The organism is Halorubrum tropicale (genome assembly GCF_001280455.1).
GTDB lineage: Archaea > Halobacteriota > Halobacteria > Halobacteriales > Haloferacaceae > Halorubrum > Halorubrum tropicale.
Map to the genome: position 1 here is coordinate 249,092 of NZ_LIST01000004.1, position 19,157 is coordinate 268,248.

Below are 19,157 nucleotides of genomic sequence, written 5' to 3' on the forward strand. Positions count from 1 at the left end.
CGCGGGGCGTCCGTCTCGGCCGCGCGCGACTCGCTACGGGAAGAGCCCGCGGTACTCGTGCGCCTTCGCCGTGCGCTCCAAGGCGAGCGTGTACGCCGCGGTCCGCAGGTCGGGCAGATCCTTCTCGTCGTACTGGTCGATCGTCTTGTCGAACGCGCTCCCGATGCGGCGCTCGAGCTCGGCGTTGACGGTCTCCAGCGGCCACGAGAACTCCTGGGCGTTCTGGACCCACTCCAGGTACGAGACGATGACGCCGCCCGCGTTCGCGAGGATGTCCGGGACGACCTGGATATCGCGCTCGGTGAGGACCTCGTCGGCGGCGACCGTCGTCGGCCCGTTCGCGGCCTCGACGACCGCCGAGGCCCGGAGGTCGTCGACGTTGTCGGCGGTGATCACGCCCTCGACGGCGGCCGGGATGAGCACGTCGACGTCGAGGGTGAGCAGCTCCGCGTTGGTGATCCGGTCGGGGTCGTCCCAGCTCGAGCCGTCCGCGTTCCCCCGGTACTCGCCCGCGACGTACTCCTCGATCAGGCCGCCGGCGTCGACGTGCGCGCCGAGCGCCGCCACGTCGAGGCCGTCCGGGTCGTAGGCCGCGGCGGAGACGTCCGAGGTCGCGACCACGTTGGCGCCGGCCTCGTCGAGGAGCCGGGCCGCGTTCGACCCGACGTTGCCGAACCCCTGGATGGCGACGGAGGCGTCGGAGAGGTCGCGGTCGAGGTACTCGAAGAGCCGCTCGGTGACGAGCGAGACGCCGCGGCCGGTCGCCTCCACGCGGCCCGGCGTCCCGCCGATCTCCAGCGGCTTCCCGGTGACGACCTGGGGGACGGAGTACCCCTCGTACATCGAGTAGGTGTCCATCATCCACGCCATCGTCTGCGGGTTCGTGTTCATGTCGGGCGCGGGCACGTCGATCTCGGGGCCGATCATCCGGCGGATCCCCTCGGTGTACCGCCGGGTGAGCCGTTCGAGGTCGCGGTCGGTGAGGTCCTTCGGCTCGCAGATCACGCCGCCCTTCGCGCCGCCGTAGGGGAGGTCGACGAGCGCCGTCTTCCACGTCATCCAGCCGGCGAGCGCCTCGACCTCGCGCTGGGTGACCGACGGGTGGAACCGGACGCCGCCCTTGAACGGGCCGCGGGCGCTGTCGAACTGACAGCGGTACCCCTCGAACACCTCGACTTCGCCGGACTCCAGTTCCACGGGGAGCGTCACCTTCAGCGTGCGCTCCGGGTGCTTGAGCCGCTCGAACACCCCGTGGTCCACGTCTGCGTACTCCTCGGCGCGGTCCATCTGGGCGAGCATGTTCTGGAACGGGTCGTCGGCCATGGCCGGCACGACTCCGTCGCCCGTGATATCGGTTTCGGCAAGTATCGCCTTCGGAAGAGATCCTCTCGCATGGTCGTCGGGCCGAGTTCCACCGGGCGGTTCCGACCGGACTTATACGTCGGGCCCCGCAATCGCCTCCCATGACACACGGACGTGCGACGGGGGACCGTCGATGACGGCACAGACGCTCCACCCCCGAATCCAGATCGTGTGGGTCCTCCGCGCGGTGCTGCTCTCGGCGCTCGTGACCGCCCCGTTCGCCGGCGGCGCGTACCTCGAGTACCTCCCGCGATGGGCGCCGGTCGCCGTCGGCGCCGTCGTCCTGACGCTGACCGTCGGACACGCGCTGCTCCGGTACCGTCGCTGGAGCTACGAGATCCGCGAGGACGCCATCTACCTCGACCGCGGCGTGCTCACGCAGGTACGGACGACGGTGCCGCTGGTGCGCATCCAGCACGTCGACTCGCGTCGCGGGCCGATCGAGCGGACCGTCGGGCTCGCCTCCTGCGTGGTGTACACCGCCGGGTCGCGCGGCGCCGACGTGCGGATCCCCGGGCTGACGCCGGACGGCGCGAGCGACCTCCGCGAGGAGCTGAAGCGGCTGGCCATCCGCGCCGACGGGGAGGACGCGGTGTGAAGCTGGCGCCGCAGTCGGTCCCGTACCGCGCGCTCCAGAAGGCGGCCGGAACCGCCGTCGCGCTGTTCGTGATCGTGAACAGCGGCGGGTTCGGCCTCCCGCTCGCGGTCGGCGGCGGGGCCGCCATCCTCCTCGCGATGTTCGCCTACGAGGTCGCGTACTACCGCCGGTTCGAGTACGTCCTCACCGAGGACACGCTCGACATCTCTTCCGGCGTCATCTCCCGCCGCGAGCGAGAGATCCCGTACCGACGGATCCAGAACGTCGACGTGAGCCGGAGCGTGATCCAGCGCGCAATCGGCGTCGCCGCGGTCGACTTAGAGACCGCCGGCGGCTCCAGCACCGAGGGGTCGATCCGGTTCGTCACGCCCGACGAGGCGACCCGGCTCCGGCGCGAGGTCCAGCGCCGGAAGGCCGGAGGCGCGCGGCCCGAGGAGGCCGGAGAGGAAGCGGCGGCCGACGTCGACGCGGTCGAGGCCGGCCGCGAGGACGCGTTCGCACCCGACGAGGAGGAGCTGTTCGCCATCACGCCGGGCGAGCTGGCCCTTGTCGGGGCGCTCTCGTTCGACGGGCGCCTGATCGGGCTCCTGGCGTTCCTGAGCTCCGGGTCGTTCCCGGTGCTGTCGAGCTTCCTGCCGGAGACGTCGGCCGCCGCGCTCACCGCGACGGCGTTCGTCGGCGTGGCGGCGCTGTTCATCGCGTCGTGGCTCATCGGCGCGGGCGTCGCCTTCTCGAACTACTACGGCTTCCGGCTCTCGCGCGCCGGCGACGAACTCCGGTACGAGCGCGGACTGTTCCGGCGGTACAGCGGGTCGATCCCGACCGAGAAGGTCCAGACGCTGCGGATCACGGACAACCCCGCCAAGCGCGCGCTCGGCTACGCGAGCCTCTCGATCGAGACCGCGGGGTACGCCCCCGGACAGAGCGCGGAGTCTGGCAACCAGTCCGCGGTGCCGATCGCCGCGACCGACCGCGTCTACCGGCTCGCACACGAGATCGAGTCGTTCGGCACCCCCGAGTTCGAGCGGCCGCCGAAGCGGATCCGGTGGCGGTACGTCATCCGGTACGCGCTGATCGTCGGCGTCCTCACGGGGATCGCGTACGGCGTGAACTGGTACGCCTCGGCGGCGCTGCCGTGGTACGCGGTCGCCGCGCTGCTCCTCGTCGCGCCCCCCGCGGCGCACCTGAAGTGGAAGCACCGCGGCTACTGGGTCGGCGAGGACCACCTGCTCACGCGGAACGGCTTCTGGAGCCGGACCGTCGCCGTCGTCCCGTACTACCGGATCCAGAACGTGATCGACAGCCGGACCGTGTTCCAGCGCCGGTGGGGCGTCGCGACGGTCGTCGCCGACACGGCGGGGACCGGTTCGCTGACCGGCAGCGACGCCGCCGCTGTCGACTTCGAGGTGGCCGAGGCCGAGGCGTTAGAGGAGACGCTCACCGAGCGCCTCGCGACCGCCGTCGCGGAGCGGCGCGGCGCCGGGACCGACCGCTTCGAGTGGGTCGACGGAAACGTCGACGCCGACGAGAGCGGCGACGGCGACGGCGGCCTCGACGGGGACGCCGGCGAGCGCAACGCGGGCATCGACGGCCCCGCCGAGCCCGGCGCCGACGGGCCCGACGCGGACGTCGACGAGGCGGCGTCCGACCCGACGACGGCGGTACCGGACGCCGACGAGACGACGGACGGCGACGCGCACGACGTCCCCGAAGACGGCGTCGTCCGCCCGGACTTCTCGCCGAGCGACCGCGACTACTCGGAGCCCGCGGAGCGCATCGACACCGGCGAGTACGCGGTCGACCAGAACCCGTCGGACGCCGACGTGGCTCACGGGCCGAACGCGGACGGCGGTCGCGACGGGACGAAGGCGGACGACGACCGCGACGGGGATGGGAAAAGAGACCGCGACGACACGGAGGTCGGTCGGAGGGACGCCAACGGCGACGATCCTGAGGGTGATGGGGACGACCCCGAGGGCGACGGCGCCGATTCGCGGACCTGACCGACGGGACCGATTCGCGGTCCTACTCGTCGAGCAGCTGCTGGGCGATCGTGTTGCGCAGCACTTCGCTCGTCCCCTCGTAGATCTCCGAGAGCTTCGCGTCGCGGTAGAAGCGCTCGGCGGGGAAGTCCTTGGTGTAGCCGTAGCCGCCGTGGATTTGGATCCCCTCGTTGGCGACCTCGCGGGCGATCTCCGAGGCGTACAGCTTCGCCTGCGCGGCCTCCTTGATGTAGTCGTCGTCGCGCATCTTCAGGTCGGCCGCCTCGTGCATCAGCAGCTCCGCGGCGCGGGCCTTCGTGTCCATGTCCGCGAGCTTGTGCTGGATGGCCTGGAAGTCGCTGATCGGGCGGTCGAACTGCTCACGCTGCTGGGCGTACGACTTCGCTTCGTCGAGCGCGGCGCGCGCGATCCCGACCGACCGAGCGGCGATGGTGATCCGCCCGCCGTTGAGCGTCTTCAGCGCGTGGACGAACCCCTCGCCCTCCTCGCCGAGCCGGCGCTCCTCCGGGATCCACATGTCGTCGAACCGCAGCTCCGCGGTCGGACACGCCTTGTCGCCGAGCTTGTCTTCCGTCCCCTCGAAGACGAACCCGTTGTCCTCCTCCGGACGCACGATGAACGACGAGATGCCCTTCCGACCCGCGTCGGGATCGGTCTTGGCGAACAGCGTGACCGTGTCGGCGACGGAGCCGTTCGAGATCCAGAGCTTCCCGCCGTTGACGAGGTAGCCGTCCCCGTCGCGCTCCGCGGTCGTCGACATCGCGGGCACGTCCGACCCGGCCTCGGCCTCCGAGAGCGCGAACGCGCCGATGTCCTCGGCGGTGTTCAGGGCGGTGAGGTACTCCTCCTTCTGGGCCTCGTCGCCGAACTCGTAGAGCATGTTCCCGGCCAGCGACGTGTGGGCCGCGACGACGGTGCCGAGCCCGCCGGAGCCGCGGGAGATCTCTTCGAGCCCGATGGCGTAGCTGTGGTAGTCGAGGCCGGCGCCCTCGTACTCGACGGGGAACGGCATGCCCATCAGCCCGAGGTCGGCCATCTCCTCGACCAGGTCCGCGGGGAACTCGTCTGTCTCGTCGATCTCGGCCGCGCGCGGGACGACCTCCTCGTCGACGAACTCCGCGACGGTGTCGCGGATCTGACGCTGCTCTTCGGTGAGCGTGAACTCCATGTCGGAGCGTTCGGCCGGGCGGACTTAGCCGTTTCCACACGGTTGTACACGGGTCGGCGGTTCGTCGGCGCGGACGGGGACCGAGTCGTGCGGTTTCGGCGCCCCGAGCGGCGATCGGCGCACGGCCGCCGTTCCACGAGGGTTTTTATGCGTTGTGCCGTAAACACTGGCAACTGAATGAGCGGACGAGAACACGCCCCCGCCGAGGCCGACCTCGCGTGGTGTCACGAGGCGGTCCAGGGGGTCTCGCGGACCTTCGCGCTGACGGTCGACGTGTTAGAGGAACCGATGGCGTCGCAGATCTGCGTCGGATACCTCCTCTGTCGCGTCGCCGACACGGTCGAGGACGCCGGGCACATCCCGCCGGACGCCCAGAGCCACGTGCTGCGGACGTACCGGCGAGCGATCGACCCGGACGACGAGACCGACATCGCCGAGTTCCGCGAGACGGTCGACGAGTGGCTGCCCGCGGAGCGCGACGACGACTGGACCGTCGTCGCCGAGGCGCCCACGATCGCCGCGACGTTCGAGGAGCTCGACCCGGAGGCGCAGGCGGCCATCGTCCCGCCGGTGCTGGAGATGGTCGATGGGATGGCGATGTTCGTCGACCGCCACGCCACCGAGGGCGGGCTCCGCATCGACGACCGCGACGAGTTAGAGCAGTACTGCTACTACGCGGCCGGCACGGTCGGCAACCTCATCACGAACCTGCTCACCCGCGGCGACGTCGCCGAGGAGCGCGCGAAGCGGCTGCGGGAGACCGCCGAGGAGTTCGGCCTCCTCCTCCAGTTAGTGAACGTCTCGAAGGACGTGTACGACGACTACACCGAGGAGAACAACGTCTACCTCCCCGCCGAGTGGCTGGAGGCGGAGGGCGTCGACCAGGAGCGGGTCGTCCACCCCGAGAACCGCGAGTCGTCCGCGCGCGTCGTCGACCGCACCGCCGACTACGCTCGCTCGTTCCTCGACGACGCGCAGGCGTACTTGGAGACGATGCCCCTCTCGAACGGCAACACCATGGAGGCGTGGACCGTCCCGTACCTGCTCGCGGTCGGCACCCTCCGCGAGCTGGGGAGCCGCCCGGAGGACGCGCTCACCGAGACCGGCGTGAAGGTGTCCAGACAGGAGGTGTTCGCGGTGATGTCGGCCGCGAGCGGCGTCGGTCGCGACTCGCTGGCGGAGCTGCGACAGACCATCGCGCGGACTCCCTTCCACCGCGCGGTCGGGTCGGCGGACTGAACTCCCCCGGGCCGTCGCCGAACGGGGGTCGTCGTCTCGTTATCGTCCCGCACTCACAGGCGCGACCGCGCCCGCGACACCGCCGGGACGCGAACCCCGATGGTCTCTCCGAGGGCCTCGGCCGCGCTCAGCAGCCACTCCGCGCGCTCGACGCGCGAGTCGAGGTCGCCGGGACCGATCCGGTAGCGGTCGACGAGCTCCTCGACCGTCGCGCCGCCGATCCACTCGTCGAGGATCCGCGCCGTCTTCACCGACTCCAGCCACCCCTCGAAGTCGTCCGGGTCGGTCATGTCCGTGGTGAGGCGGGCGGCGTTCCGCCGCGCGAACCGGTAGACGTCGGCGCGCTCGGCGTTGCCGAGGTAGGTGTCCTGCATGTCGGGCGTGTCGCAGATCACCTCGAAGGCGGTGAGCGTGGTCGCCTCCGGGAGGTCGGCGGCGGCGCGGAGCCCGGCGACGATCCGCTCGCCGGTCTCAGGGCGGACGTACTGCTTCGAGGTCGTCTCCCCGACGGCCGTCGCGACGAGCCGGTAGTCCTCGACGCCGCCCGTCTCCCGGGCGACCATCCCGGCCGAGACGAGGTCGTCGACCGCGACGGCGACCGCGTCGGCGAGGCCGCCCGCCCCGGTCTCCCGCGCGTAGAACGTCCCCTCGAACACGTCGAGGATCTCCGTCTCGGTCGCCGCGAAGTCCGTCGCTACCGCGGCGAGGACGTGCGTGCGGAGCGCGCCGGGGTCGGCGAGCTGCGACTCGACGGCCTCAGGATCGCCCTCGACGTAGCGCTCGCGGACCGCCTCGCGCGTGTCGGCGTCGGCGACGAGGACCGCCTCGCCGTGAGGGTCGAGCCCCGGCCGGCCCGCGCGGCCGCACATCTGGTGGACCTCGAGCGTCGGGATCCACGACATGCCGCCCTCCCCGTAGCGGCGCTGGTCGCGGACGACGACGCGGCGGGCGGGGACGTTGACCCCGGCCGCCAGCGTGGGCGTGGCGCAGATACAGGCCACGTCCCGCTCGCGGAACGCCGACTCGACGACCGCGCGGTGGCCCGAGCGGAGCCCGGCGTGGTGGAACGCGACGCCGGCGCGCAGGCAGTCCGCGAGCTGTCGGCCGGTCATGGTGCCGTCCACGCCGGTCGCCTCTTCGGCCGCCGCCGCGGCCGCGTCCTCGACGCCCAGCGCCGCGGCGAGGCCCTCCTCCGCGAGCCGCTCCGCGAGGTCGACCGCCTCGCGCCGGGAGCGGACGAACGCGAGGCACTGGCCCCCGTCCGCGACCGCGTCGGCGACGAGCGCGGCGGTGACCTCGGTCGCGTCGGGGTCGTCGGTGTCGTCGGCATCCCCGTCCCGGGCCTCGCCGCCGTCACCGTCGCCGGCGGTCTCGTCGGGGCCGACGTCGACCGAGAGGCTCGTGCCGTCGTCGAACCCGACCTCGCCGCCGACCGCGACGCCGGTCCGCAGGTCGACCGGGCGCCACTCGGACTCGACGAGGGCGGCGTCGAGCCAGTCCGCGATGGCGTCGGGGTTGTCGACGGTCGCCGACAGCGCCACCGTCTGAAGGTCGGGGTTCCGGCGGCGGAGGGTCGCCAGCGTCACTTCGAGCGTCGGGCCGCGCCGCTTCGCGCCGAGGAGGTGGACCTCGTCGACGACGACGCAGGCGAGCTCGTCGACCCAGGAGGCGCCGTTGCGGATCGCGGAGTCGACCTTCTCGCTCGTGGCGACCACCACGTCGTTGCCGGCGAGCGCCTCGCCGGTCGCGTCGAAGTCGCCGGTGGAGATGCCCACGTCGACGCCGGGCAGCGCCGCGAACGTCTCGTACTTCTCGCGGGCGAGCGCGCGGAGCGGACAGACGTACAGGCCGGGGCCGCCGGCCGTCAACAGCGCGAGCTGGGCGACGAACGTCTTGCCCGACGCGGTCGGTACCGCCGCGACGACGTCGGCCCCCTCGCAGACGCCCGCGTCGACCGCCGCGCGCTGGGGCGGGTACAGCTCGCGCACGCCCCGATCGGCGAAGTGGTCGACGACGGGCTGAGACAGCGGCAGGTCCCGGACGCGCATGTACCGCTCGTTCGGCGGGACCGGTGATAAAGAGTCGGCGGAATCCCCCTCGGCCGCCGCGGGTTACGCGTCGGCGTCGAAGTCCTGAAAGAGCTTCTCGTAGTCCTCGTCGTCGCTCGCGACCGCGTCGCGCGACTCGTCGGCCCGCTCGCGCAGCTCCTCGATCCGGTCGGTGAGGCGCTGGTACTCCTCGTTGTCGGCGAGGTCGTTGGCGCTCTTCTCGGACTCCAGCATCGCTTTCTTCGAGGTCAACGAGAACAGCTCCTGGACCTCCGAGTCGTACTCTCCGCGCCGCAGGAGCCCCTCGACGGTCTCGCGGAGCGTGTCGCTCGTGACGGGCTTGACGAGGTAGTCGTCGAACCCCATCTCCAGGATGTCGAAGTCGGGCTCGACGGCGGTGACCATCGCGACCCGGCAGTCGATGCCGCGGTCGCGGACGGCGGTGAGGACCTCGTCGCCCGAGAGGCCGGGCATCCGGCGGTCGAGGAGGATCGCGTCGACCTCGTTGTCGGCCTCGTCGAGCTGATCGAGCGCCTCGCGGCCGCCGTACGCGGTTCGGACGCGGTACTCGTCGCCGAGCCAGGCGGCGTACAGGTCGGCCAAGTCGGGTTCGTCCTCGACCACGAGGACCAGCGGCGGTTGCTCACTCATGGGTGACGGGAGCGAGGGGGTGTTCGCTCACACGTTTCGTCTCGCCGCTGGCTATATTAAAATACCTCTTCGACGCTGGGGTCGATCGGCGGCGCGGCCGGTCGCGACTCCGTCCGGTCCGGCCTCGGAGCCGGTCTCGCCCGCCGCGCGGCCTCCGCGGTTACTCGCCCGGGCTGTAGTTGGGCGCCTCGTCGGTGATCATCACGTCGTGCGGATGGCTCTCGCTCTGTCCCGCCGAGGAGACGCGGACGAACTCCGCGCGCTCGTGGAGGTCGGGGACGGTCGCGGCGCCGACGTACCCCATCCCGGAGCGCATCCCGCCGGTGAGCTGGTGGAGCTCGGAGGCGAGGCTCCCCTTGTACGGCGTCGCGGCCTCGACGCCCTCCGGGACGAACTCCTCGTCCTCGTCCTCCTCCTTGAGGTAGCGGTCGCCGCCGCCCGACTTCATGGCGCCGACGGAGCCCATCCCGCGGTACTGCTTGTACTTCTTCCCCTGCATCGTGATGACGCGGCCGGGCGCCTCGTCGGTGCCGGCGAAGTACGAGCCGAGCATCACCGCGTCCGCGCCCGCCGCGATGGCCTTGATCGCGTCGCCGGAGTAGCGGATGCCCCCGTCCGCGATGACGGGCACGTCGTGCTCGGCCGCGACGTCCGCGACCTCCGCGACCGCGGTCATCTGCGGCATCCCCGCGCCGCTGACGACGCGCGTGGTACAGATCGACCCGGGGCCGATTCCCACCTTCAGGCCGTCGGCGAAGTCGACCGCCGCCTCGGCGGCCTCGCGCGTCCCGACGTTGCCGACGACCACGTCGGCGTCGACGGTCGCTTTGATCGCCTCCGCGGAGTCCAAGACGTTGAGATTGTGCGCGTGGGCGCAGTCGATGAAGATGACGTCGACGCCGGCCTCGTCGGCCGCGACGGCGCGCTCCTCCTCAAAGGGGCCGACGGCGACGCCGGCGAGCAGGCGGCCGCGCTCGTCGCGGGCGGCCTCCTCGTGTTCGCGGCGCTGTAAGATTCCCTGCATCGTCACCAGGCCGACGAGCCGCTCGTCGCCGTCGACGATGGGGACGCGCTCGATCTTGTGGTCGTACATCAGTTCGAGCGCCTCTCGCGCGTCCACGTCCTCCGGCGCGGTGATGACTTCGTCGGTCATCGCCTCGCGGACGGCGTCGTCCTCGCCGACCTCCAGGTACGGGCGGATGTCGGTGCCGGAGATGATCCCGAGGACGGTGTCGTCCTCGGCGACGACGGGCGCGCCCGAGACGCCCTGCCGCTCCATCACCGCGTCGGCCTCGCGGACGGTGTCGTCGGGCGAGACGGTGACGACGTTCTCACGGCGGATGACGAGCTCGTGGGCGCGCTTGACGCGCTCGACCTCCGCGGCGGTCTCCTCGACGGTCATGTTGCGGTGGAGGACGCCGAGCCCCCCCTCTCGGGCCATCGCGATGGCGAGGTCGCTCTCCGTGACGGTGTCCATCGCCGCAGACAGGACGGGAACGGTGAGTTCGACGTTCTTCGACACGCGGGTGGAGAGGTCCGCGTCGTCGGGCTCGACGCGGCTCTCCTTCGGTCGGAGCAGCACGTCGTCGAACGTCAGCGCTTCCGGAACATCGAGCTTCGCCGAGAACCGGCCAGAATCTGTCGCCATATAATCCGTCACAAGCGCCCGATGAAAAGCGTTGCGAGACGGCACGGACGTGGTGGTTGCTCACAATCAAATCCACGTTATATACAGAATCGTGCCTATTTCGGCGGATTCGGCTGCGACCGCGGTCGGATCGGAGGCGGTGACCCCGATCGTTCGGTCCGCCCGACGGCCGCAGTTCGGGAACCGAGAGATGATCGGTGATGATCGGAGAACGTCGACGTATCGTCATCGAAGCGCTACCATCGCCGTCGAATCATCGTGTCGTGCGGACACGTCTCACACAACCTTTAACGCGACCAAAACTCATATATTAGGTATGGACTCCGACAGTCCCGTGAACGCGCGCATCGCCGGCCAGCCGAACGCCGCTCTCGGCGCCCGCTTTACAGCCGGCAATCCGCGCAAATCCTTTACATGGGCTCGTCGGACCCTTCGCGGCGTGGACTCCGCGTGCTGGTCCTCAGACCATCGCGAGTCGCACGCGTCCCACCGCCACCCCGTCGGTCAGGGCTATCGTCCCTAAATGAGCACCTCACGTCACCCGGTCGCCCTGCGGCTCGAACAGCAGGTCGGGAGCGCGACGAAGCTGCTCGCGACGGTCATGGCCCTGCCGCTCGTCGACGGTATCTTCCCCGCGCTCGTCGTCGCCGGCGTCCTCGGATCTGCCACCGGCGTCGTCGAGACCGGCATCCTCATCTTCGGCGGCTCCGCGACCGCCGCGGTGATCCTCGCCGAGATGGACGGCTCGCGGCGGGAGATGGCGACCTCCGTGCTGCTGATCGGCGCGGTCATCATCCCGGTCGCAGCCGTCGAGGCCGCCCTCGCGCCGACCCTCCAGGGGCTCCTCGACCTGTCCGTCTTCGAGCGGTTCGCGGGGCTCGTCATCCTGACCATCGCCGCCAAGACCGCCAGTTCGGAGGTCGGCGAGTTCCTGCCGAGCCCCGGCGTCATCATCGGTCTGGGTCTCGTCGCGAGCTTCGACCCGTCCGGATTCGCCGTCGAGACCTCGACCGAGTACGTGGTCAACGGCACCGCGGCCGCCGCCGTGGGCGTGGCGTTCGCGCTGTCGATCGCGCTGCTCTCGCCGCACCTCCGCGGCCGCGTCGACATCGACCGGTTCCGGTTCGGCTCCGCGGTCGCGCTGGGCGTGCTCGCCCTACCGATCCTGCTCGGCCCGTTCGACCTCATGCAGACGGACGCGCCCATCGCGCTCGCGGTGCTGGCGGTGACGACCCTGTTCGCGTACGACCCGAGTGCGGACGGCGAGGCGAGCGTCGCCGGCGACGACGCGCCCGACGACGACGCGCCGACGAGCGACCCCTCCGAGTCGGACGAGGGCGACGCGGCCGACGTCGGCGGGGAGTCGGACGCGGAGGCCCCGAGCGATCCGCCGCTCGACGCCCCGCCGGAGGGCCCATCGACCATCGTCGACGACGACGTCGCCGTCCTCGCGAACGGGGGCGACGGGCGAGAGACCGACGACGACGGCGCGGACCCGTTCGCGGACGACGACTCCCGCGCGCCGTGGCTGTGACCGGCGGGTAGCCGCCCGCGGACGGCCGCCCGCCTGAGCGCTTCTCCCGTCGCTCCGATCGCCGCGCGTGTCGCCGGGGTTTAGGCACTCGGCCCCGAACGACCGGTATGTCGAACCGCGTCGTTCAGGGGCGGATGGTGACGCCTGAAAAGCTCGCAGAGCTGGTCGAAGGGGAGCCGGTGCTGGAGGCCGAGTCGATCACCGACGCCGACCGCGACTGCCCGGACTGCGGCGGCGACGTCATCTCGGTCGGATACATGCCGAGCGTGACGGAGTTCGTCACCGGCTACAAGTGCCAGGACTGCGACTGGAGCGCCGACGACCGCGACTGAAACGCTCGACCCGACCCACCCGACGAGCGGCGGGACGGGCCGAGGGCGTCCGGAGCGGAAGCTCCCCGCCGTCCCTCGATCGCTCTCGATCGAAACCCCTTTATCTGCGTTTCAGCAAACTGTTGATGCGAGATCACGCGGGGCTGTGGCCAAGCCAGGCATGGCGACTGACTCCAGAGGCTTGCGCCCGGGACGACACTCCAGACTGATATACCGAGCGGCCGACTGATCATCGGTCGTGTTGACGACCCTCTGGAGTTCCGAGGCGCACCGGAGATATCAGTCGATCGGGGGTTCAAATCCCTCCGGCCCCATAGCGGTCTCCACTTTAACGTATCACTTCTTAGTAATAGGTATTCGAGGAAAAACAGGTCCGTAGCCGGGGAGGAGAGCACGCGCCTCCACGTCGAATCGCTGACGGCGGACGCGTTCGCGACCGCGAAGGACATCTTCCGGCAGCACGAGCGATCCTCGTTCGTCGACGCCTGTATCGTCGCGTACATGCAGGTCGAGGGGCTGGGCTACCGCTACGCGTTCGACGGCGACTTCGACGCCGCCGAGGACGTGTACCGCCTCGACGTCGCGGCCGACCCGTACCGGCAGGAGTGACCGAGGGGCAGCAGATGCTACTCGCTCGCGGTCGTCGACGCTGACCAACGACCGCTATCGCTCCTCCGGTCGGTCACGGGCGTCGTACCGCCGGACCAGCGCGCCAACATACCATAACTTCAGCGCCATCGAGAGCGCGCCGGCGAGGCCGGCCCGGAAGGGGCGCCGGCGGTACGCGGCGACGAACGCGTACACCGAGACGGGGACGTTGAGCAGGTTGAGCCAGTTCGGGTACGTGATGTCGAAGACGCCCGCCTTCTGTTCGCGCGTCCACCAACGTTCGGCTAACACCACGCGGGTCATCCACGCGTCGTCGTCGTCCGGCGGCGGGAAGAGGATCGGATTCGCCACAGTGAACAGGAGTGCGGCGCCCGCGAGTCGCCACTTTCGGTGATAGACAGCGAAGAGGAGCGCCGGCAGCAGGACCGTTCGACTCCAGCCGCTCTTCGGATTGGAGTGACGACGCCAGAACCGTTCTTCAAAATCGTCCGGCAGAGTGGGGGCCATGGTCGGGATTTCTCTCCGAGCGATCAAATAGTTTCCTTCGAGGCAGAGGGCGTCTTACCACATCCGGACGGGGTCGCTCACGTGGCACTGCGACCGCGGGCTCCCGATCGGCGTGGTCAGCGAGCGCGCCGACGCGGACCCGGACACGTTCAAGCGCTACTACCACAAGGCGGACCGGCACCGGAAGTCGCAGAACGTAGAGAGGAGTACACCGCGGACCTCGATATCGCCGGGACCGGCGAGGAGGACGCCGACTCATGACGACGACCGCGGTTCAGGTCCCTGTGGCCCCAAACTCTGCTGCCGCGTCCGGCGAGGCGACCGACACCGACGACGAAAGCGAGTCGACCCGGGTCAGCGACGCGCCACGATCCGCCCGGCCATGAGGCCGACGAGCCCGATCATACCCGCCATCGCGAGGTAGAGTCCCAGCCCGATCAGTTCGCCGTTCGCGCCGTTCACGCCCGCGAGGCCCAGGAACACGACGGCGATGACGGCGTGGAGCGCGAACACGCCGGACGGGACGTTCACTCCGAGATCGAATCCGATGTCCATGTCGTTTGCTTCGGCGGGCGTCGGAAAAAGTCGTCCGGTCGGACCGCGCGACGGCGGCGCTACGATCGCGGCTCGTCGGGCAGGTCGAACACGTCTTCCACGCGCGCGTCGAACTCACGTGCGATGCGCCAGGCCAGCTCCAGCGAGGGGTTGTACTCGCCCTTCTCGACGTAGAGGACCGTCTGCCGAGTCACGTCGACGCGGTCGGCCAGCTCGGCCTGCGTCAGGCCGGCCTCCTCGCGGAGCTCGCGGACGCGGGTGTCGAACTCCACGGTTACGCCTCCACGCCCCGCCGCCGCACCCAGGCCCGTGTCCCGTGAGCGACGGAGGAGACGCAGATCGCGACGGCGGCCCAGACGACCACGACGCGGGCCTGCGCGTAGGCGGTCTGTGCGATACCGTCGAGCCCGCCCGTCGCCTGTAGCGCGGACCCGACGAGGAAGACGGCGAGCGAGGCCCCGAACAGCAGCATCGCGGCGCGGCTCGCGGCGGTCCGCGTGATCGCTCGGGTGCGCTCGTCGGTCGGCGTGTACCCGACGCGGTCGGCGACCGTCCGGCTCACCGGGAAGAACGCGACGAACAGCACCGCGCCGCTGGCGATGATCGGAGCAGATTCCCGGGCCAGTCCGAGGTTGAGCGTCAGCACCGTGACGAGCATGTGAACGGCCCGTCCGATGCGGTACTTCGTGCGAGGTCGCATTCGGTTGTCACCTCTATGTGTTAGTTCGATCTAACGTTATATATTTCTTACTCCGATCGGCGAGACTGGCACCGTCGCTCGCGAGGGGCAGGTCAGATCACACAACGAGAGCGGATTCGACGAAGCGGTACCGACTCGGTGTCGTCAGAGGAAGGCCCGGCGAACGAGCAGCCGGCCTCCGCTACAGCACGTCGCCGATCCGGACCGGCTCGCCGTCCAGGTCCGGATCCTCGGCGACGATCGTCAGCACCTCGTGGTCCGTGACGTCGCGGTACGACTTCCCGGTCGCCTCCTCGATCAGCGTCTTCTCTAACTCGAACTCGGTGCCCTCGTAGACGACGTCGACCCCGCGGTCCGTGAACGTCAGGTCCGTGCTCATCGGTTCAGAGTACTCCGCGCGAGGTGATAAGGAACGCGCACCGCCGGAGGCGGTCGTCGCACGTCGGGGACACCGGTATCGACCGCGCGCCGCGCGGATCTCAGGTGGCGTCGCAGGCTGCGTCGTGGCCTGCCTCGCAGAGTCGTTCGAGCATCTCACACGCCTGTCCGTTCCCGCTCGCGCAGAGTCGACGCGCGAGCGCGACCGTCGCGGTGGAGGCCTCGTCGCCGTGGTCGGTGTCGGCAGTCTCGGACCGGTCCCCGCGTCGCCGTCGGTTCCGGCGACCGCGGCGCGTCCGGCGGCCGACCCGACCCACTCGGTTGCGGTTCCGTGCCATATGGTACCGAAGCAGCTGGAGGATCATAAATCCGAACTGGGCGTGCGAACGACACGCACACCCGCGACGACGACTCGCGCCCGCGGCCCAAGGAGCGCAGCTGAGGAGAGGTGGGGACTCAGTCGTCGTCGTCGCGCATCTCGGAGAGGCGGCCGACGAGGTCGTCGGTGTCGGCGTCGCCCTCGATGGTGACGTCGCCGTCGTGGTCGTTCTCGTGGACGTTCACCGCGTCGTCCTCGTCGGTGTCGACGTCCTGATCCGTCTGTTCGCTCTCGTCGTACGATCCGAATCCCATGGGCGAGATACCGACGGCGCACTGAAAAGCGCGGCGACAGGGGGCCGCCGCGGGAGGCGTTCACATTCCGCGCGGCGCTCGCGTCGTCCGACGCGTGTCCGACGCCCCGCACCGTTTATACGCTCGGGGCGACTGCTCCCGGTGTGTCGCTGCGAGGAGACGGCCCGATCGAGGAGCTCGCGATCCCCTCGGAGACGACCGTCGAGGAGCACGACGTCGTCGTCGACGGCGACGTGCTCGTGGGCGGGCAGTCGACCGTCGAGCTCGGCGTCCGCGGCCGCAACGTCGCGATCGGCGAGCGCGTGCGCGTGGGCGACGACATCGAGGCCGAGGGCGACTGCCGGCTCGACACTTGGTGTTCCGTCGACGGCAACGTGCTCGTCGGCGAGGACGCGTACCTCGGCGAGCGGGTCACCGTCACCGGCCGGTTGATGGTGTCGGGCGACCTCGACATCGGCGACGACGTGACGGTCGAGGAGGGGTTCGAGGCCAACGGCTGGATCGTCATCCGCAACCCGGTGCCGACGATCGTCTTCTACTTCATCGTCCTCTCGCAGCTGCTGCGCGTCGGCGAGACCGACGCCGCCGACGAACTGGCGGAGGCGCTCGCCGACGGCGACGACGTGCGGGATCCGCTGTTGGTCCCGCGGAACGCCGAGATATCCGACGACGCGTGGCGCGTGTCGACGCCGGCCACCGTCGGCGACGACTGCCGCCTCCACGGCAACCTCCGCGCGGCGTCGATCCGCGTCGGCGAGCGCAACGAGGTGTTCGGCTCGCTGCGCGCCCGCGAGGACGTCACCGTCGGCGCCGACACGATCATCCACGGCGACGTGACGACCCGCGGCGGGACCGTGACCGTCGAGAGCGGCGCGCGCGTCCTCGGTGACGTCTCCGCGGGCGATCTCGTGGTGTACGACGGCGCGGAGATCCAGGGCACCCTCCGGGCGCGCGGCGAAATGAAGCTGATCCAAGAAGCGGAGCGGGCGAGCGAAGACGACGGGGTCGAGTCCGATGTACCGGACGAGGCGGCCGCCGAAGCCCAGACCGACGCCGCGGACGCCGAAGAGGCCGCGACGGTGACCACCGACGCCGTCGCGGCGCCCGGGACGGTCGAGTCAGACGACTCCTGACCCGTTGCGCCGGACGTGTTTTACCCGCCGGGGACGCAATTCAGAATGCGGTTCTTAGCGACGAAAGCGGCGCTTTTCCCGCAGGTATTTTTCGGACAGTTTATGCCGGAACCCCCGCGGCGATCGACGTTTAACGCGGTTTTATCCGATTTAATTTCACGCCAGTTCTAAACTGACACAAGGCACTTACAACAGGCACCGAAAGCCTCGGGTGCGTCATGAGCCGACCTCTGACGGCGACCCGCCGCGCGACGCTGGCGGGACTGGGTGCGATCGTCGCATCGGGAAGCGTGACGGGTGTCGCCGCGGCCGCGGAGAGCGACTGGACCGTCGAGGCGACCGAGACCGACAGCACGCTCCACGACGTGGTGTCGGCGAGCGCCGGCCGCTTCGCGGTCGGCGGCGGCGGCGTCCTCACCGCGCCGGCGGCCGATGGCTGGCGGACGCTTCGCGCCGGCGGCCCGACCGGGAACGGCAGCAACCTCTACGGGGCCGCCGTCACCGACGACGGCGAGCGCGTCTGGTTCGTCGGCGCGAGCGGCGCCATCGGCGAGTACATCCCCGCGACGGACACCCTCGTGGACCACTCGGCGCCGATGGACAACACGAACAACTACAACGCCGTCGCCGTCACCGGGCGGGCCGGCGAGGCGAACGTCTACGTCGCCGGCGACTCCGGGAAGATCTACTACAGCTTCGAGAACGGCGCGGCGGGGACCTGGGACTACGTCACGCCGGGCAGCGGCTCCGCGCTCCCCGCGATCGACTTCCACGGCCCCCGAAGCGGGCACGCGGTCGACACGAACGGCCGCGTGTTCGTCACCGACGACGGCGTCACCTGGAACGCCATCGGGATCGAGGACGCCGACGTGACGTTCTACGGCCTCGACAGCGACGCGCCCGACGACGTCGCCGTCTCCGGCGGTAACGGCGCCGTGCTGACGTACGACGGCGCGAACTGGACGCCCGACGCGCTCGGCGACGCCGATCTCGTCGACGTCGAGACGGACGGCGAGGCCGGCTACGTCGTCGGGAGCGGCGGCGTCGTCCAGGAGCTCACCGCCGACGATCGGTTCGCGCTCGACACGCCGACCGGCGAGAACCTGAACGCGGTCGACGTGGACGGCGACGCCGTCGTCGTCGGCAACGGCGGGATCGTCCTGCGCCGGTAACCGCTTCGGCGGCTCCGACCGCGTCGGCGTCGACCCCGCCGGCGTCGACCGAGGCGGCGGCTCCCATCGCGACGGTCCATACCCGCCGTTCGCGACCTATCGGGTCCCTCTCAGTCGCCGTCTCCGTCCGGGGCGGTGACGAACACCTCGTCGTCCAGGCGGTCGCAGACCGTGTCGGCGAGCGTCCGAAGGTTCACGGTGTCCTCGCGGTTGTACGAGACGAGCGTCTCCAGCGCCTGGTCGCTCCCCCGCTCGTACTCGCGCCAGAGCCGGACCGCGTCCCGGCCGGAGATGTCCGGGCGGTCGCGGTCGATCCCGATCTCCCTCTCGATGGGCTTCAGCCCGCCCGAGAGGCCGATCCGCTTCGCGGGGTACATCAGGTCGAGGTGGGGGGTGTCGATCTCGACGTCGAAGGAGGTCTCCAGGAAGGGCACGTCGAAGCGCGCGCCGTTGAACGTCGCGAGCAGGCTGGCGTCCGCGAACTGCTCGCGGAGGCGCCGCGCGGTGAGGTCCTCGCCCGCGACGAGCGTCGTCGTCTCGCCGCCCTGATGGAAGCTGACGGTCGTCACGCGGTCGCGCCGCTCGTCGAGCCCGGTCGTCTCGATGTCGAAGAAGCAGGTCTCCTCGCGGAAGTTCTCGTAGAGCCGCCAGCGCTCGCCCGAGGGGAACGCCCGGTCGAAGTAGGCGGCGTCCCCGTCGTCGAGCCGCGCGAGCGCCTCCGCGATGAACGACTCGATCCGGTCGGCGGTCGTCGCGCCCACGCCCGCCACGTCGACGGCGGGGTCGAACGACTCCCACGTCGTGACCCCTCGCTCCCAGAGGCGCCGTTCGGTCGTCTCGCCCACCCCCTCGACGGGGATGAAGCTGTTCTCGATGCGCATGTCCGT

General features: G+C 70.4%; 20 protein-coding genes, 1 tRNA gene and 1 pseudogene. 9 read left to right on the forward strand and 13 right to left on the reverse strand.

The window, feature by feature from the left end:
- Nucleotides 1-33: 33 nt before the first annotated feature.
- Nucleotides 34-1,323 (reverse strand): Glu/Leu/Phe/Val family dehydrogenase, encoded by a 1,290-nt coding sequence (locus AMR74_RS11495; RefSeq protein ID WP_053772200.1) that lies wholly within the window; start codon nt 1,321-1,323, stop codon nt 34-36.
- 172 nt (nt 1,324-1,495) lie between these two features.
- Between AMR74_RS11495 and AMR74_RS11500 the strand changes: the two genes are divergently transcribed.
- Both AMR74_RS11500 and AMR74_RS11505 read left to right on the forward strand, forming a co-directional pair.
- On the forward strand, nt 1,496-1,960 hold the full coding sequence (locus AMR74_RS11500; RefSeq protein ID WP_053772201.1) for a PH domain-containing protein: 465 nt from the start codon (nt 1,496-1,498) through the stop codon (nt 1,958-1,960).
- Complete coding sequence (locus tag AMR74_RS11505) at nt 1,957-3,963, forward strand: PH domain-containing protein (RefSeq protein ID WP_053772202.1); 2,007 nt, start codon at nt 1,957-1,959, stop codon at nt 3,961-3,963. Before AMR74_RS11500 ends, AMR74_RS11505 begins: the two co-directional genes overlap by 4 nt.
- Nucleotides 3,964-3,985: 22 nt before the next feature.
- Here AMR74_RS11505 and AMR74_RS11510 read toward each other — a convergent pair whose 3' ends face one another.
- Nucleotides 3,986-5,131 (reverse strand): acyl-CoA dehydrogenase family protein, encoded by a 1,146-nt coding sequence (locus tag AMR74_RS11510; RefSeq protein ID WP_053772203.1) that lies wholly within the window; start codon nt 5,129-5,131, stop codon nt 3,986-3,988.
- Nucleotides 5,132-5,308: 177 nt separating this feature from the next.
- Here AMR74_RS11510 and AMR74_RS11515 point away from each other — a divergent pair, with 177 nt between their 5' ends.
- Entirely contained in the window at nt 5,309-6,370 is a 1,062-nt protein-coding gene (locus AMR74_RS11515; RefSeq protein ID WP_053772204.1) for a phytoene/squalene synthase family protein, read from the forward strand.
- Between the two features lie 53 nt (nt 6,371-6,423).
- Here the strand turns inward: AMR74_RS11515 and AMR74_RS11520 are convergent, their stop codons facing one another.
- The 3 genes from AMR74_RS11520 to guaB form a co-directional block, all read right to left on the reverse strand.
- Entirely contained in the window at nt 6,424-8,418 is a 1,995-nt protein-coding gene (locus tag AMR74_RS11520; RefSeq protein WP_053772205.1) for a DEAD/DEAH box helicase, read from the reverse strand.
- A 63-nt stretch (nt 8,419-8,481) separates the two neighbouring features.
- Nucleotides 8,482-9,069 (reverse strand): HalX domain-containing protein, encoded by a 588-nt coding sequence (locus AMR74_RS11525; protein WP_053772206.1) that lies wholly within the window; start codon nt 9,067-9,069, stop codon nt 8,482-8,484.
- 160 nt (nt 9,070-9,229) lie between these two features.
- A complete protein-coding gene (guaB, locus tag AMR74_RS11530; protein ID WP_053772207.1) occupies nt 9,230-10,717 on the reverse strand; it encodes an IMP dehydrogenase in 1,488 nt (495 codons plus the stop codon).
- 523 nt (nt 10,718-11,240) lie between these two features.
- Between guaB and AMR74_RS11535 the strand changes: the two genes are divergently transcribed.
- The 4 genes and pseudogenes from AMR74_RS11535 to AMR74_RS11550 all read left to right on the forward strand — a co-directional run.
- The gene (locus tag AMR74_RS11535) at nt 11,241-12,251 is read left to right on the forward strand and encodes a DUF5794 domain-containing protein (RefSeq protein WP_053772208.1); all 1,011 of its coding nucleotides are present in this window, start codon (nt 11,241-11,243) and stop codon (nt 12,249-12,251) included.
- 107 nt (nt 12,252-12,358) lie between these two features.
- Nucleotides 12,359-12,583, forward strand: coding sequence for a DUF5795 family protein (locus AMR74_RS11540; RefSeq protein ID WP_053772209.1), 225 nt, complete (start codon nt 12,359-12,361; stop codon nt 12,581-12,583).
- Nucleotides 12,584-12,722: 139 nt separating this feature from the next.
- A tRNA-Trp gene (locus tag AMR74_RS11545) sits at nt 12,723-12,897 on the forward strand.
- A 43-nt stretch (nt 12,898-12,940) separates the two neighbouring features.
- Nucleotides 12,941-13,192, forward strand: a pseudogene (locus tag AMR74_RS11550) (hypothetical protein); the annotation flags it as partial.
- Nucleotides 13,193-13,246: 54 nt separating this feature from the next.
- Here AMR74_RS11550 and AMR74_RS11555 read toward each other — a convergent pair.
- The 7 genes from AMR74_RS11555 to AMR74_RS11585 form a co-directional block, all read right to left on the reverse strand.
- Complete coding sequence (locus AMR74_RS11555) at nt 13,247-13,699, reverse strand: DUF6653 family protein (RefSeq protein ID WP_053772210.1); 453 nt, start codon at nt 13,697-13,699, stop codon at nt 13,247-13,249.
- A 354-nt stretch (nt 13,700-14,053) separates the two neighbouring features.
- Nucleotides 14,054-14,254 carry a hypothetical protein gene (locus AMR74_RS11560; protein WP_053772211.1) on the reverse strand — a complete coding sequence of 67 codons (201 nt, stop codon included), beginning with the start codon at nt 14,252-14,254 and terminating at the stop codon, nt 14,054-14,056.
- Between the two features lie 59 nt (nt 14,255-14,313).
- Nucleotides 14,314-14,526, reverse strand: coding sequence for a helix-turn-helix transcriptional regulator (locus AMR74_RS11565; RefSeq protein ID WP_053772212.1), 213 nt, complete (start codon nt 14,524-14,526; stop codon nt 14,314-14,316).
- Between the two features lie 2 nt (nt 14,527-14,528).
- Nucleotides 14,529-14,954, reverse strand: a complete 426-nt coding sequence (locus AMR74_RS11570; RefSeq protein ID WP_233561587.1) for a hypothetical protein — start codon at nt 14,952-14,954, stop codon at nt 14,529-14,531.
- Nucleotides 14,955-15,135: 181 nt separating this feature from the next.
- Complete coding sequence (locus AMR74_RS11575) at nt 15,136-15,333, reverse strand: DUF5800 family protein (RefSeq protein WP_004598428.1); 198 nt, start codon at nt 15,331-15,333, stop codon at nt 15,136-15,138.
- A 100-nt stretch (nt 15,334-15,433) separates the two neighbouring features.
- The gene (locus AMR74_RS11580; RefSeq protein WP_053772214.1) at nt 15,434-15,670 is read right to left on the reverse strand and encodes a hypothetical protein; all 237 of its coding nucleotides are present in this window, start codon (nt 15,668-15,670) and stop codon (nt 15,434-15,436) included.
- 118 nt (nt 15,671-15,788) lie between these two features.
- Nucleotides 15,789-15,965, reverse strand: a complete 177-nt coding sequence (locus AMR74_RS11585) for a DUF5786 family protein (protein WP_053772215.1) — start codon at nt 15,963-15,965, stop codon at nt 15,789-15,791.
- A 143-nt stretch (nt 15,966-16,108) separates the two neighbouring features.
- Between AMR74_RS11585 and AMR74_RS11590 the strand changes: the two genes are divergently transcribed.
- The gene (locus tag AMR74_RS11590; protein WP_053772216.1) at nt 16,109-17,098 is read left to right on the forward strand and encodes a polymer-forming cytoskeletal protein; all 990 of its coding nucleotides are present in this window, start codon (nt 16,109-16,111) and stop codon (nt 17,096-17,098) included.
- 290 nt (nt 17,099-17,388) lie between these two features.
- Complete coding sequence (locus AMR74_RS11595) at nt 17,389-18,270, forward strand: hypothetical protein (protein ID WP_205625955.1); 882 nt, start codon at nt 17,389-17,391, stop codon at nt 18,268-18,270.
- 110 nt (nt 18,271-18,380) lie between these two features.
- Here AMR74_RS11595 and AMR74_RS11600 read toward each other — a convergent pair whose 3' ends face one another.
- Nucleotides 18,381-19,151 carry a ribonuclease H-like domain-containing protein gene (locus AMR74_RS11600; RefSeq protein ID WP_053772218.1) on the reverse strand — a complete coding sequence of 257 codons (771 nt, stop codon included), beginning with the start codon at nt 19,149-19,151 and terminating at the stop codon, nt 18,381-18,383.
- Between the last annotated feature and the right edge of the window lie 6 nt (nt 19,152-19,157).